The 14,202-nt window shown below is 71.9% G+C and carries 14 protein-coding genes; 7 read left to right on the top strand and 7 right to left on the bottom strand.

Annotated features, from left to right (window positions below; translation table 11 throughout):
• The first annotated feature begins 71 nt into the window (after positions 1–71).
• From B7R87_RS23425 to B7R87_RS23410, 4 genes are all read left to right on the top strand, one after another.
• A complete protein-coding gene (locus B7R87_RS23425) occupies positions 72–1,091 on the top strand; it encodes an ABC transporter ATP-binding protein (protein ID WP_130584818.1) in 1,020 nt (339 codons plus the stop codon).
• A gap of 3 nt (positions 1,092–1,094) precedes the next feature.
• Positions 1,095–1,874 carry an ABC transporter permease gene (locus B7R87_RS23420; RefSeq protein ID WP_006346571.1) on the top strand — a complete coding sequence of 260 codons (780 nt, stop codon included), beginning with the start codon at positions 1,095–1,097 and terminating at the stop codon, positions 1,872–1,874.
• Between the two features lie 148 nt (positions 1,875–2,022).
• Positions 2,023–3,144, top strand: coding sequence for an ABC transporter ATP-binding protein (locus B7R87_RS23415; RefSeq protein ID WP_006346572.1), 1,122 nt, complete (start codon positions 2,023–2,025; stop codon positions 3,142–3,144).
• Positions 3,141–3,971: an ABC transporter permease subunit gene (locus B7R87_RS23410; protein WP_006346573.1), complete on the top strand. Its 831-nt coding sequence runs from the start codon at positions 3,141–3,143 to the stop codon at positions 3,969–3,971. Before B7R87_RS23415 ends, B7R87_RS23410 begins: the two co-directional genes overlap by 4 nt.
• Before the next feature lie 56 nt (positions 3,972–4,027).
• Here B7R87_RS23410 and B7R87_RS23405 read toward each other — a convergent pair whose 3' ends face one another.
• Positions 4,028–4,357: a hypothetical protein gene (locus B7R87_RS23405; protein WP_006346574.1), complete on the bottom strand. Its 330-nt coding sequence runs from the start codon at positions 4,355–4,357 to the stop codon at positions 4,028–4,030.
• 217 nt (positions 4,358–4,574) lie between these two features.
• Here B7R87_RS23405 and B7R87_RS33725 point away from each other — a divergent pair, with 217 nt between their 5' ends.
• Positions 4,575–5,747, top strand: coding sequence for an LLM class flavin-dependent oxidoreductase (locus B7R87_RS33725; protein ID WP_233168910.1), 1,173 nt, complete (start codon positions 4,575–4,577; stop codon positions 5,745–5,747).
• A 238-nt stretch (positions 5,748–5,985) separates the two neighbouring features.
• Here the strand turns inward: B7R87_RS33725 and B7R87_RS23390 are convergent, their stop codons facing one another.
• The gene (locus B7R87_RS23390) at positions 5,986–6,378 is read right to left on the bottom strand and encodes an SCO5389 family protein (RefSeq protein ID WP_006346577.1); all 393 of its coding nucleotides are present in this window, start codon (positions 6,376–6,378) and stop codon (positions 5,986–5,988) included.
• A 305-nt stretch (positions 6,379–6,683) separates the two neighbouring features.
• On the opposite strand from B7R87_RS23390, the gene nucS reads away from it, so the two are divergent.
• Positions 6,684–7,346, top strand: coding sequence for an endonuclease NucS (gene nucS / locus B7R87_RS23385; RefSeq protein ID WP_006346578.1), 663 nt, complete (start codon positions 6,684–6,686; stop codon positions 7,344–7,346).
• A 122-nt stretch (positions 7,347–7,468) separates the two neighbouring features.
• Here nucS and B7R87_RS23380 read toward each other — a convergent pair whose 3' ends face one another.
• The 4 genes from B7R87_RS23380 to B7R87_RS23365 all read right to left on the bottom strand — a co-directional run bounded on the left by B7R87_RS23380 (position 7,469) and on the right by B7R87_RS23365 (position 12,702).
• Positions 7,469–10,129: an ATP-binding protein gene (locus B7R87_RS23380; RefSeq protein ID WP_130584819.1), complete on the bottom strand. Its 2,661-nt coding sequence runs from the start codon at positions 10,127–10,129 to the stop codon at positions 7,469–7,471.
• 302 nt (positions 10,130–10,431) lie between these two features.
• Positions 10,432–10,755 carry an STAS domain-containing protein gene (locus B7R87_RS23375; RefSeq protein ID WP_006346582.1) on the bottom strand — a complete coding sequence of 108 codons (324 nt, stop codon included), beginning with the start codon at positions 10,753–10,755 and terminating at the stop codon, positions 10,432–10,434.
• Positions 10,756–11,055: 300 nt separating this feature from the next.
• Positions 11,056–11,904: a 3-hydroxyacyl-CoA dehydrogenase family protein gene (locus B7R87_RS23370; RefSeq protein WP_006346583.1), complete on the bottom strand. Its 849-nt coding sequence runs from the start codon at positions 11,902–11,904 to the stop codon at positions 11,056–11,058.
• 159 nt (positions 11,905–12,063) lie between these two features.
• Entirely contained in the window at positions 12,064–12,702 is a 639-nt protein-coding gene (locus B7R87_RS23365) for a TetR/AcrR family transcriptional regulator (protein ID WP_006346584.1), read from the bottom strand.
• 201 nt (positions 12,703–12,903) lie between these two features.
• Between B7R87_RS23365 and B7R87_RS23360 the strand changes: the two genes are divergently transcribed.
• Entirely contained in the window at positions 12,904–13,476 is a 573-nt protein-coding gene (locus tag B7R87_RS23360) for a cob(I)yrinic acid a,c-diamide adenosyltransferase (protein ID WP_006346585.1), read from the top strand.
• A gap of 16 nt (positions 13,477–13,492) precedes the next feature.
• Here the strand turns inward: B7R87_RS23360 and B7R87_RS23355 are convergent, their stop codons facing one another.
• Complete coding sequence (locus B7R87_RS23355; protein ID WP_006346586.1) at positions 13,493–14,095, bottom strand: hypothetical protein; 603 nt, start codon at positions 14,093–14,095, stop codon at positions 13,493–13,495.
• Positions 14,096–14,202: the final 107 nt, after the last annotated feature.

Raw genomic sequence — 14,202 nt, 5'->3', positions numbered from 1 at the left:
CTGATCGGACCGGCATCAAGCCCCCTGTCGCTCAAGTGGCGGGGGGCTTTGCGCGCGCTTAGCGTGGCGGCATGATCGAGCTGGAGGATCTCACCAAACACTTCGGTCCGAAGGTCGCCGTCGACCATTTGTCGTTCCGGGTCCGGCCGGGCATGATCACCGGCTTTCTGGGACCGAACGGCGCGGGCAAGTCCACCACGATGCGGATGATGCTGGATCTGGACCTGCCGACGGCGGGAACGGTCCGGATCGACGGGCGGCACTACCGCGAGCTGTCGGAGCCGCTGAAGTACATCGGGGCACTCCTGGACGCCAAGGCGATGCACGGCGGGCGGAGCGCGTACAACAATCTCCTCTGTCTGGCCCAGGCGAACCGGATCCCGGCGTCGAGGGTCACAGAGGTGCTGGACGTCGTCGGGCTGTCGCCGGTGGCGAACAAGAAGTCGAAGGGGTTCTCGCTGGGGATGGGGCAGCGGCTCGGCATCGCTTCGGCGCTGCTGGGGGATCCCGAGATCCTGATGTTCGACGAGCCGGTCAACGGGCTCGACCCCGAGGGCATCCACTGGATCCGGAATCTGATGAAGGCGCTGGCCGCCGAGGGCCGGACGATCTTCGTCTCCTCGCATCTGATGAGTGAGATGGCGCTGACCGCCGACCATCTGATCGTGATCGGGCAGGGGAAGCTGCTGGCGGACACGTCGATGACGGACTTCATCCGGCAGAACTCACGGAGCTATGTACGGCTGCGCTCCCCCGAGCAGGAGAGGCTCCGGGACGTCCTGCACGGGGCCGGGTTCACCGCGCTGGAATCGGCCGGGGCGCTGGAGGTCGACGGTGCGACGACGGAGGCGCTGGGCGAGCTGGCGGCCGCCCACCGGGTGGTGCTGCACGAGCTGAGCGGGCAGCAGGCCTCGCTGGAGGAGGCGTTCATGCAGATGACGGCGGGCTCCGTGGAGTACCACGCGCACGGCACTCCGGCGGCCGGGGCCTCCGGTGCCCCGCCGGCCGGCGGTCCGGCCGGGCCGGGCTGGGGCGGGGGCTGGGGTACGCAGGGCGGCGACGGCGGCGACGGCCGCAGCAAGGGAGTCTGACGGATGGCCTCGGTCCCTGCGGTCCTCCAGTCGGAGTGGACCAAGATCCGTACGGTGTCGTCGACGGTCTGGACGCTGCTGGCGGCGTTCGTCGCCACGGTGGCGATCAGCGCCGCGCTCTGCGCGGTCTACAACGCCACCTTCGACGATCTGCCCGTCGAGCAGCGGCTGACCTTCGACCCGGTGCTCGCCGGATTCTCCGGGATCGTGCTGGGGCAGCTGGCGATGGTGGTCTTCGGGGTGCTGGTCGTGGGCACGGAGTACAGCTCCGGCATGATCCGTACCTCGCTGGCGGCGGTGCCCCAGCGGGGCACGTTCCTCTTCAGCAAGATCGCGGTGGCGACGGCGCTGGCACTGCTCGTCGGCTGGATCACCAGCTTCGCGAGCTTCTTCCTCGGCCAGGCGCTGCTGGGTGGGCACGGCACCACGATCGGTGCGGACAACGTGCTGCGCGCGGTCGTCGGCGCGGGGCTGTACATGGGCCTGATCGCGCTGTTCTCGATGGGTGTGGCGACGATGCTGCGCTCGTCGATGCTGTCGCTCGGCATTCTGATGCCGTTCTTCTTTCTGGTCTCGCAGATCCTGGCCGCGGTCCCGAAGGCGAAGGAGGTCGCCCGCTACTTCCCCGACCAGGCCGGATCCAAGATCATGCAGGTGGTGCCGGACGCGATGGGCAGTGACCGGGCGCCGTACGGCCCCTGGGAAGGGCTGGGAATCATGCTGCTGTGGGTGGTGGCGGCCCTGATCGGCGCCTTTCTGGTCATCAAGAGGCGCGACGCCTGAACTGCGGTGATCACACCGGGTCACGGCCGGTTCGGAATCACGTTCTCACGGGAACCGCCGGCCTCCGGATATCCTCGTAAGCCTTACGGGGGGCCAGGCGGCGTAGTTGCCCGAGGCCCGGAGCATCTGACGCCGATGGGGCGGGAGCATGATCGAGGCAGTCGGCCTGACCAAGCGCTACGGAACCACGACGGCGGTGTACAACCTCAGCTTCCAGGTCCGTCCCGGCGCGGTGACCGGTTTCCTCGGCCCGAACGGTGCCGGGAAGTCCACCACCATGCGCATGATCCTGGGCCTGGACAATCCGACGTCCGGGACGGTCACCGTCGGTGGCCGCCCCTTCCGGCAGGCGCCGAACGCGGCCCGGGAGGTCGGCGCGCTGCTGGACGCCAAGGCGGTCCACGGCGGGCGCACCGCCCGCAACCATCTGCTGGCACTGGCGCAGCTCTCCGGAATCCCGGCCCGCCGGGTCGACGAGGTCCTGGGCGTCGTCGGTCTCCAGGACGTGGCCAAGCGCCGCTCGAAGGGCTTCTCGCTGGGCATGGGCCAGCGGCTGGGCATCGCGGCGGCCCTGCTGGGCGACCCCAAGGTGCTGCTCTTCGACGAGCCGGTCAACGGGCTCGACCCGGAGGGCATCCACTGGGTCCGGAATCTGATGAAGGCGCTGGCCGCCGAGGGCCGGACGATCTTCGTCTCCTCGCATCTGATGAGTGAGATGGCGCTGACCGCCGACCATCTGATCGTGATCGGCCGGGGGCAGCTGCTGGCCGATATGGGGGTACGGGACTTCATCGCGGCGAACTCTGCGGGGTTCGCCCGGGTCCGGATCCCCGAGGACGAGCCGGAGCAGCGCGAGAAGCTGTCCGGGGTGCTGGCCGAGGCGGGGGCGCAGGTGATGCCCGAGCCGGACGGTGCGCTGCGGGTGATGGGCCTGCCGCTGCCGAGGATCAGCGACCTGGCGCACGGCGCGGGTGTCCGGCTGTGGGAGCTGTCGCCGCACCAGGCGTCGCTGGAGGAGGCGTATATGCGGATGACGCAGAGCGCCGTCGACTTCCGCTCCACACAGGACGAGAAGGCGGGGCTGATGGAGCAGCAGCCGTACGGGGAGCTCCGGATGCCCGACGCCCCGGCGGGCGGCGGCTGGTACGCCCCGCCGCGGCCCGGTGAGAACCCCTATGCCGGGCCGCCCCCGGCCGCCGTCACGGCATCCCAGGTGCCGAAGTCGCCGAAGTCAGAGCCTGCCCCGACCACGTCCGAGGACCCCCGATGACCAGCCCCTACCCGCCGTCGGGCGCCCCCACCGCCGGATACACCTCGCCGATCCCGGTCCGTCCGGCCCGGCTCGCGGACGCCGTCGCCTCCGAGTGGACCAAGATCCGTTCGCTGCGCTCCACGATGTGGACGCTCGGCACGATGGTCGCCGTGTTCTTCGGGATCGGCACCCTCGTCGCGCTCATCGTGAGGGCCACCGACGACGGGACCTTCGTCGAGGACGAGGTGCTGTCGCTGGGCTTCTTCGGTGCCGTGCTCAGTGGTATCTGCGTGATCACCCTGGGGGTGCTGACGATCACCTCGGAGTACAGCACGGGGATGATCCGTACGACCATGACCGCCTGCCCCTCGCGGGCCCGGATACTCACCGCGAAGGCGATCGTCTACTTCGTCCTCGTCTTCGCCGTGACCGCGGTGACCACCCTGCTGCTCGGTGTGGTGCAGGTGGGCATCCTCGGCGGCGAGCCGGACGGCGGCCAGTGGCTGCGCTCCACCCTCGGCGTCAGCCTCTACCTCGCCTTCCTGGGGCTGCTGGCGCTGGGTATCGGCTCGATGATCCGGCACTCCGCGGGCGCGATCACCGTCATGTTCGGTGTGGTGCTGCTGCCGCTGGTGCTGACCATCTTCATGATCACCTTCGATGCGCTCCGCGGACTCAGCGAATGGCTGGTCAAGTACTCCATCCCCAGCCAGCTCGGGGCCCTCTACGACGGCTCGATGATGGACGGCGGACCGACGGGCTGGGAGCCGCTGGCGATCATCGTCGGACTCACCGCCGCCGCCCTGGCGGGCGCCTACGCCACGCTGGAATCGCGCGACGTGTAGCTCCCGGTGGCCGCGGGCCGGAGGGAGACCCCGGCCCCGCGGCCACGGCCGCCCGGTCAGTGCCGGGGCGCGTTACGGGACCGCTGCACCCGGCTGGTGCGGCGGTCCTTCGCGTTCCAGCAGGCCTTGTGCCAGTGCCGCCGGTCGTCCACCCCGCCGTGGTCCGGCCAGGCCACCACATGCGGTACGCCGGAGGGGATCTCCTGGTCGCAGCCGGGGCAGCGGTAGCGCTTTCCGTCGGCGGCGGCTCCGGCGACGTGCCGGACCGACCAGTCCTCGCCCTGCCAGGACTCGGTACGGCCGAATCCGCCGTACCGGTCGCCGGTCTCACCGGCCGGGGCGGAGGACTTGTCGCCGCCCTTGGGGCGGTTGCGGCGGGGAGACACGCGGCACCTCACGGGGCAAGTCGGGGCGTTTCCTTACGAGTCCAGCCTACGGGCCGGGGAGCCGGGTAGACGCACCCGGGAGAGTGACAGCCCACCCGCCACCGAGCCCAGTTACCGGACAATCGCATGATTTTCGCCGCCGCCCGTGCCTTTGGCACGTGTCAGGCGTTAGTGCGGTCAGGGGGGACGGGCCATCGGCCGCGAGGAGGCAGAAGGCATGCGCGTGGGTACGTTCGTCCTGGCCGCTCAGTTCCCTGGCCAGGGACGGGGGGAGGCACTGCACCGGGCGGTGCGGACGGCGGAGGTGGCCGAGGAGTCCGGGCTGGACGGGGTCTGGCTGGCGGAGCACCACTTCGTGCCGTACGGGGTCTGCCCCTCGGCGGTCACCCTGGCGGCGGTGCTGCTGGGCCGGACCCGCCGGATCCGGGTCGGCACGGCGGTGAGCGTGCTGCCGAACGTCCATCCGGTGGCCCTCGGCGAGCAGGCGGCCCTGCTGCACATCACCAGCGGGGGGCGGTTCTCGCTGGGAGTGGGCCGCGGCGGGCCCTGGATCGACCTGGAGGTCTTCGGCTCCGGACTCGCGGCGTACGAAAGCGGCTTCCCCGAATCCCTCGACCTGCTGCTGCGCTGGCTGCGGGAGCCCTCGGTGGGCGCGGCCGGCGAGCGGTACCGCTTCCGCGAGGTCGCCGTCGTACCGCGCCCCGCCGATCTGCTCGACAGCCCACTGCGGTCCGCCGCGGGCGGTGCCGCCGGTGCGCACGGCAGCGCGGCAGCGGGTACGGCGGCGGCTGCCGGAGCCGGAACTGGTGCCGGAACTGGTGCCGGAGCGAAGGGCGGCGGTACGGCGGAAGGCGCGGGCGCCCCCGACGCGCACCCCGAGGTGGTCGTCGCCTGCACCTCTCCCGGCGGGGTGCGGGTCGCCGCCGAGCGCGGACTGCCGATGCTCCTCGGCATGCACTGCGGCGACGAGGAGAAGGCCGAGATGGTCGCCCTCTGGCGGCGGCACGCCCTGGCCGCCGGGCACTGCCCCGATACCGTCGCCGCAGCGGGACACGTCTCCGCCGGAGTGGTCCAGATAGCCGACGACGCCGGGGACGCCCGTGAGGCGCTGCTCAAGGCCATGCCGGGCTGGCTGAGGCTGGGGCTCGGCGCCCATCGGACGGTCGACGACCGCGTGCGGACGATGCGGGACCCCGTCGCCTACACCGAACTGCTCTGTTCACTGCACCCGGTGGGCCCGCCCGGGACGGCGGCCGACCGGCTGGCGGCCACCGCGGAACGTACCGGCATCACCCGCTTCGCCCTGCTCGCCGAGGGCTCCGGCGATCTCGCCGCCACGGAGACCACCGTGCGCCGCCTCGGCGAGGAAGTCCTTCCACTGCTGCGCTGAACAGGGGCCGCTGTGGCCCGTACGCCCGTCTCGCCGGGCGCCTCAGCGCCCCCGCGCCCGGGCCCGGCCGCCCCGAGTTCCCCCCGCTCCGGGAAGCGTCCCGTGCGGGGGGCTCACGGGAGCCGCCCTCCCCCCAGGCCCGGACAGGGCCTAAGCCTGACGGCGTGGGGGGACCCCCGGCGGCCGGACGCCCCTCACTTCCCGTACCGCGAGGCCGTTCCGCTGCCGCCCGCTCGGATCAGCAGTCGCGGAACTCCGGTGACTGGTTGAGCAGCTGCGCCCGGGGGGAGGTGAAACGGCCGAGCCGCTCGTCCACCGACGGGTCCAGCGGGAACACCGCGACGCGGTGGCAGTTCTGGAAGGCGAGACGTACTCCGAAGTGCCGCTGGAGCGCACCGCGTATCGCGTCACTCGCGAGCGCGCGCAGCAGTTGACCACGTGCCTGCTCGTCCGGCGGCGGCGTCTGGTTGTCGGCGAAGTCCCCGCCGTCCACCTTCAGCTTGGCCACCAGTGAGCTGATCATCTCCCATGCGTAGGGCAGGGAGGTCCGGACGCAGTCGACGAAGGCGGCTTCGTCGACCTCGCCTCGCTCGGCCTGTTCCAACAGCGCCGGTGAGACGTCGAGCGACATGGGTTCTCCTCTCGCGACCCCGGATCCCGGGGTCTTACGGGCAGGGAAGGAGGTCCGCCGGTCCCCCGGTGGCACCGGCATGCGCAGGAAAATGACGACGCAGAGTACGCGTCCGGCAACCTCCTGCATCCACGGTAAGTGCGGTGTCCCGGTGGCACCAGAAGATTGGGCCGACAACCAGCCAGAAACGAACAGGGACAAGTGGGGCGACCCGATGGGGCTCAGCCAGGCTCAGTAGCGGGTGCGGACGGAGGAGCGCAGGGGGAATCGCGCGCGGCGGTGTGCGTCGAGTAGCGTTGCCGACCATGCGCCTCGTCATCGCCCGTTGCTCCGTGGACTACGCGGGCCGGCTCACCGCCCACCTCCCGTCCGCTCCCCGTCTGATCCTGGTGAAGGCGGACGGCAGTGTCTCCGTCCATGCGGACGACCGGGCGTACAAACCGCTGAACTGGATGTCGCCTCCGTGCACCCTCAAGGAGGGCGACGGAAGCGTCTGGACGGTCATCAACAAGGCGGGCGAAAAACTGATCATCACCATGGAGGAGGTCCTCCATGATTCGTCGCACGAGCTGGGGATCGACCCCGGTCTGATCAAGGACGGTGTCGAGGCGCACCTCCAGGAGCTGCTGGCCGACCGGATCGAGACACTCGGCGACGGCTATACGCTCATCCGCCGTGAGTACCCCACCGCGATCGGGCCGGTGGACATCCTGTGCCGGGACGCCGACGGGGCCACGGTCGCCGTGGAGATCAAGCGGCGCGGCGAGATCGACGGGGTGGAGCAGCTCACGCGCTATCTGGAGCTGCTGAACCGCGATCCGCATCTGGCGCCGGTCCGCGGGGTGTTCGCGGCCCAGGAGATCAAGCCCCAGGCCCGGGTGCTGGCGACGGACCGCGGTATGCACTGCGTCGTCCTGGACTACGAGGCCCTGCGCGGTATCGAGGACGACAAACTCAAACTGTTCTGATTGTTCCGGCTGGTCCGGCTGGTCCGTTTGTTCTGACTGCTCTGATGCCGGGCCGCGCGCCCGTCACGACCGCCCCGTCCCGGAGTCCCGGGCCGGGGCGGTGCCGTGTCCGGAACCGGGCGTCAGTCCGCGGACGGGGAGCCGGAGTCCGGGGCTGGTGCCGGGTCCGGTGCCGGGTCCGGTGCCGGGTCCGATGTGGCGGACACGGCCGCTTCGGGTGCCGATTCCATGGACGGCGGCCTGGAACTCTCGCTGCCCGTCGGCCCGGGGCTCGGTGACTGCGGCGGCGTGCCGCTCGTCGTGGGGCCCGGCGACGTCGTCGGCCTTCCGCTGTTCGACGGCTTCGGCGACGTCGGCGGCGTCGACCGGGTCGGCCGCGGGTCCTCGGGTGACGGGGAGTCCGACGGGCGTGCCGTCTCGCGTCCCGTCTCCCGGGACGCGGAGGGCGACGGCGAGGGGGACCGTCCGGGCGATGCCGTACGGGACGGCTCCCGGGTCGGGTCACCGATCACCGGGTTCTGCGGCGGGGCGGGTTCCCCGGTGGTCGCTCCGTCCTCGCGGAGGTCCTCGTCGGGTGCGGAGTCGCCGGGGTCGACCCGGGTGCCGGGCGGGTCGACCTCGTCGGACGCCGGGGCGAACGTGAGGACGGTGCCCAGGACCGCGACGAGCACCGCACCGGCGCCCGCCGCCACCAGATTGCGCCGGGCGCTGCCCAGCAGCGGTGCGCCGCGGCGGCGGCGCGGTTCCTTCTGCGGGTACGGGACCGCGGCGAGGGCCTCCGGCACCGTCAGGGGCTCCGAGATGGCCGCCACGGCGCCCGTGGGCAGCGCGGGCCGCACCGGGGGCCTCCCGAGCTCCACCGGGCGCGGTCCGAGCCGGGACGCCACCTCGTCGTCGTCCGGCTTCCGGAGGGTACGCGGGGCGGGTACGGGCAGCGGGGGCGGTACGGGCACGGGTACCGGGAGCAGTTGGGGCGCGGCCGGAGCGCCGGGCCCTATCGCCCGGGGCGCGGGCACGACGGCGCCGGCCCCGTCGGCCGGCCGCTTCTCGCGGTCGGTGACCAGGGCCAGGGCGCGGCGCCCCGCGACGGTGCCGTTCTTGTCGGCGAGTGCCCCGCGGAGCCCGATGGAGGCTTCCAGTTCGGCGCGGGCCCGGCCGAGGTTGTCGGTGCAGAGCGCGAGGACGCCCAGTTCATGGTGGAAGTAGGCCTCCTCGGCGACCTCTCCCGCTATTCGGGCGGCCTCCGAGCCCATCCGCAGCGTGCTCTCCCAGGCCGTCCAGTGCAGTCCGGCGGCGAAGACGGGGGCCGCGGCGCGCGCGAGCCGTACGGCGGTGCCGAGCCGTCCGGGGACCCGGCCCGCGAGCAGGGCGGTCAGGGCGGCGAGTACGGCGTCGGCCTCGACGACGACGCGTTCCGCGGTGACCGAGGGGTGTGCGGTCCACCAGGCGTAGTGCCGGGCGGCGGTGTGGGCGCGGTCCGTGCCGTCGTCCGGACGGCCGTCGGAGGCACCGGAGCCGGAGCCGGGACCGGTGCCGGATTCGGGGCCCGGATCGGGGCCGTACCCCTTCTCCTTCAACTGGTCGAGGGCGCCGGGGGCGAGCCGCCAGCGCGGTCCGGCGGGCGAGAGCAGCCCGCAGGCCGTCAGCTCTCCGAGGGCGCTGTCGGCGTGGGTGTCGTCGATGAGGGCGGGCAGATGCGCCTGGTGCGGTACCTCGCCGCCGAGGGCGACGGCGAGCCGCAGGGTCTCGCGCGCGCTCTCCCCGAGCCGGGACGCGAGCAGCGCGGCGGGGGCCGCGCCCTGACCGAGTGTCGGGAGCCGTACGCCGGTGGTCCGGGCGCCTTCGAAGGGGGAGGCGTCCTCCGCGGCCTCGGCGTCGACGCGCAGTGCGTCGCTCTGCCGCAGCAGGGCTCCGGCCTGGACGAAGCGGAGCGGCAGCCCCTCGGACTCGAACCACAGGTCGCCCGCCCAGTTGCGCTCGTCCTCGGTGAGGTCGCGGTCGACGAGCCGGGCGAGGAGGGCGAGGGAGCCGGCCCGGCTGAGCCCTTCGAGTTCGGCCTCGTCGATCCGGGGGCCGTGGGGTTCGTCGCCGGAGTCGGGCGCGGCCGGGAGGGAGGCGATCAGGAAGGCGCATTCGGGCGCCGCGTCGAGGAGTTCCGTCAGGGCGGAAGCCGGTCCTTCGAAATCGTCGAGGACGACGACGGCGCCGATCGCGGCGATCTCGGTGAGGAGTTCGGTCCGGTCGAGGCGGTGGCGCTCGCTGCGGTGCACGGCGGCGAACAGGGCGTGGAGCAGCTCACCGGCGGTGCGGTGGAGCCCGTTGAGCCGGATCACGCCGTCCGGGGCGAGGCCGGCGCAGTCCTGGGCGACGAGGTCGAGCAGGGCGGTGCGGCCCGATCCCGGGGGGCCGGTGAGCCGGACGGAGCGGCCGCGGCCGAGGAGCCGGCCGAGGCGTTCGCGTACCTCGTCGCGTTCGACGAGCCCGGGGCGCGGCTGAGCCGGTCCCGAGGGTACGGGGGGTGCTCCGGCCCGCTCGTGGGCGGCGCGTTCGGCGGCGGTCCGCCGCTCGGGCCCGGCCGGCCAGTTCTGGTCCGCGGGGGCGCCGCCGGGCGGGCGGAGGACGATCTCGCTGCCGTCGACGGGGTTGACGGTGAGCAGGTAGTCGCCCGCGACGACCGGGGTGATGCGGACGGGGGCGGGCGCGGGGTGGGCGAAGTTCTCCACGGCGGGGTCGCGCGGGGCGCGCGGCGTACCGCCGCTCCCGCCGGAACTGGCCCTGTTCATCGGCTCCCTCGGCTTCATTGGCTCCCTTGTTCCCCGGCTCCGGACAGGCGTTCGCACGGGTTCCCGTCCGTTCCCGTGCTTGCCCGTACCTATCCGTCCGGCCGTTCCGCGGCTCCGGGCGGCGGCCGGAACCGAACCCTTGACGGTGGCAGGGTATCCCCCTGCCCGGGGGGTGCCGCGCGGTCCGCGAGGTCACGATCCCATGAGAAATCGGCGGAAGGTGTGGGGGCCGTACGGACGTCCGGTGCCCTGCCCGGCCGTGGAGCACGGCGGCGGTGGCCGGAACCGGACCGGACGGGGGGTCAGACGCGGGGCAGTGATTCCGCGGCGAGGCCGCCCTCGATGGCGAGAATGCGGTGCAGCCGGGTGGCGACCAGCAACCGCTGCATCTGCGGCGGCACTCCGCGCAGGACGAGCCGCCGGCCGCAGCGTCCGGCCCGGCGGTGGGCGCCCATGATGACCCCGAGCCCGGTGGCGTCCCAGGAGTCGAGGGCGGTGAGGTCGAGCACCAGATCCCCGTCCCCGTCGTCGACGGCCGTGTGGAGGACCGTACGGGCGTCCGCCGCGCTCCGGACGTCGAGGCGGCCCCCGACGACCAGCTCGGTGTGGTCGCCCCTGATGTGCATATGCGCTCCCGAGAGTGCTTCGGCTGTCGTTCGTCCGGCTGTTGGGGACACCCCCACGCCGCCGGGCGCGGGCGGGGATACCCCGTCACGGCGCACTGAATCTTTTCCGGTGCGTCCGGTGCGTCCGGTCCGTCCGGGTCGGCCTGCTGGTGCCGTCCCGTCCGTGCGGTTCCGTCAGTCCACTGCGGTTCTCCATCAACTGACTGCATTACGGGCCGCAGGGTTGCTGGTTGTAAGCGAACCGATACCGAAATCACTCCGAAGGGTGATCGACGGGGCCCGGAAGCCCGGTCGGACGCGTCAGTACGTGTAGAAGCCCTGCCCGCTCTTGCGCCCGATGTCACCCGCGTCCACCATCCGGCGCATCAGCTCCGGCGGGGCGAACTTCTCGTCCTGGGACTCGGTGTAGATATTGCCGGTGGCGTGCATCAGGATGTCCACGCCCGTGAGGTCGGTGGTGGCCAGCGGCCCCATCGCATGGCCGAAGCCCAGCTTGCAGGCGAGGTCGATGTCCTCGGCGGAGGCGACGCCGTTCTCGTACAGCTTGACGGCCTCCACGACCAGCGCCGAGATCAGCCGGGTCGTGACGAATCCGGCGACGTCCCGGTTGACGACGATGCAGGTCTTGCCGACGGACTCGGCGAACGCCCGTGCGGTGGCGAGGGCTTCGTCGCTGGTCTTGTAGCCGCGGACCAGCTCGACGAGCTGCATCATCGGCACGGGCGAGAAGAAGTGGACCCCGACCACCCGTTCGGGGCGGGTGGTGACCGCCGCGATCTTGGTGATGGGGATGGCGGAGGTGTTGGAGGCGAGCACCGCGTCGTCCCGGACCAGCCCGTCGAGCGCCCGGAAGATCTCGTGCTTGACCTCAAGCTTCTCGAAGACGGCCTCGACGACGACATCCGCGTCGGCGGCCGCGTCGAGATCGGTCGTGGTGGTGATCCGGCCGAGGGCGGCCTCGGCGTCCGCCGCTTCCAGCTTCCCCTTGGCGACGAACTTGTCGAAGGACGCCTTGATGCCGTCGGTGCCGCGGGTGAGGGCCTCGTCGGTGATATCGCGCAGGACGACGTCCCAGCCCGCCCGGGCGGAGACCTGTGCGATACCGGACCCCATGAGTCCGGCCCCGATGACGGCGAGCTTCCCGGCCACGCGACACCCCTTAACAGTCGTTCACTTTTCGCCTCTCGGCGGAGGTTAGCGCCCGCGGCCGCTGCTGTGGCGCCGAAGAGATGCGCGTCACGCTCCGTCGGACGGACATCACACCCGCGAGGGCGGGACGGGACGGCGAACGATGATCACCGGGGTCGGTCAGACGGTGCGTACGGCGTAGCCGAGGACCCGTTCACCGAGGAGGGATTCGACCTCGTCGACGAAGAGGAGTGCGGCGGCGGCGACGTCCTCGGGGGCGCGGCCGGCCGCCATCCCGCCGCGCACGGCGTCCAGGACGGACCGGTGGATCCAGTCGATCTGCCCGGCCACGAGAGCGGGCAGCGGATCCCCGACGGCGGCGGCGGTCTCCTCGCGCAGGGTCTGTTCGAGCTGTTCCACAGCGCGCTGCTGGAGGAGGGCGAGACCGGCGCGCAGCGTGGCGGCCTCCTGGACGACCAGCAGAAAGCGTTCATGACCGTGGGTCAGGCCGATCCGGGGCGAGACCGCCTCGGCCTCGGCGCGCAGTTCGCGCAGTACGGCGGCGGCCGCCGACTCCCCCACGTCCCGGCCGCGGACCCAGCGGGAGAGCCGGGCGGTGATTTCGTCGCCGCGGTCGAGGAAGAGGTCCTCTTTGGTGGCGAAGTAGTTGTAGACCGTGTTGACGGAGACCTCGGCGGCATCCGCGATCTCGGCGATCGTGACGGCGTCGAAGCCGCGGTCGAGGAAGAGGCCCGTGGCCGTATCGGAGATATGTCGCCGCGTCCGCGCCTTCTTGCGCTCCCTCAGCCCTTCGGTCATACCGCAACCCTACCCGCTGCCGCAGTGGAGTCCATTTTTGATCTCAGTGAATTTTTTAAGTCCATTGCAAACTTTAATCGGTTCTGCTTCGCTGCTGTCATGCCCGTCATCAGCATGTCCGCGCTGACCCGGACCCTCGCCGCCCGCCACCGCCCCGGCGGCCCCGCGCCCGGCCCCCGGCGACGTCATTACGCTGGTCCCATGGTGAATCTGACGCGTATCTACACCCGGACCGGCGACGACGGCACCACCGCGCTCGGTGATATGAGCCGGGCCCCCAAGACGGATCTGCGGATCGCCGCCTATGCCGACGCCAACGAGGCGAACGCCGTCCTGGGCACCGCGGTCGCCCTGGGCGGACTGCCGGAGGAGGTCGTCACCGTCCTCGTCCGGATCCAGAACGACCTCTTCGACGTCGGCGCCGATCTGTCGACCCCGGTCACCGAGAACCCCGAGTATCCGCCGCTGCGCGTGGAGCAGTTCTACGTCGACCGGCTGGAGAAGGAGTGCGACCACTTCCTCGCCTCCCTCGACAAGCTGCGCAGCTTCATCCTGCCCGGCGGCACTCCGGGCGCCGCCCTGCTGCACCAGGCCTGTACGGTCGTGCGCCGCGCCGAGCGGTCCACCTGGGCGGCGCTGGAGGTCCACGGCGAGACGATGAACCCGCTGACGGCGACCTATCTCAACCGGCTGTCGGACCTGCTGTTCATCCTGGCCAGGACGGCGAACAAGGAGCGCGGGGACGTGCTGTGGGTCCCCGGAGGCGAGCGCTGACTTCCTGGCTGACGTCCTAGAGGTGCTTGCCGGTGCGCTGGTGCTCGCGGGGCCCGTCCGTGAGGTCGTTGCCCCAGTCGTCCTGGCCCGCGGGCGCCTTCGGCGGGGCCAGGGTGTACCAGAGCGCGACCAGCCCGTGGATGCCGGTGATCTTCCAGGCCTGGGCGATCCAGGCCCAGAGGCTGTCGTCCCGGGCACCGTCGCCGACGTAGGCGACCGCCAGCAGCAGCAGTACGGTGGCGGTCACCGCGCCCGTGACCGTACCCAGCCACACCTTGCCCTCGTGGGCGGCGCGCTCCCGGCCGTACTTCGGTGCCCGCGGCGGCTCCACACCGTCGAAGCGCCGGGCGGCGAGCCCGTCCAGCCATTTCACCGTGCGATGGCCGTGCCCGACCGTGTAGCCGATGTACAGCGCCGCCAGTCCGTGCGTCCAGTTCGGCTCGGCCCCGTTCCTGAGGTCGACGGCCGTCGCGATCAGCAGCACGACCTCCAGCACCGGCTCGCACAGCAGCAGCGCCACCCCCAGACGCGGCTTGCGCAGTACGTAGCGGGCCCCCAGCCCGGCGGCCAGCAGCACCCAGAAGCCGACCTCACAGATCACGATCAGCGTGACGATCACGGCTGCACCCCTCTCTCCCTCGTCCAGACTCCCCCGCCCCGGGCCGCCGAACGTCGTCGCGGGAGAGGAGATGACAGGCCGCGGAAGTGCATCTTTCGATGTAGCCG

The organism is Streptomyces tsukubensis (genome assembly GCF_003932715.1).
Taxonomy (GTDB): domain Bacteria; phylum Actinomycetota; class Actinomycetes; order Streptomycetales; family Streptomycetaceae; genus Streptomyces; species Streptomyces tsukubensis.
The sequence above is the reverse complement of the archived record's forward strand: the minus strand, read 5'-3'. Positions and strand labels throughout refer to the sequence as shown.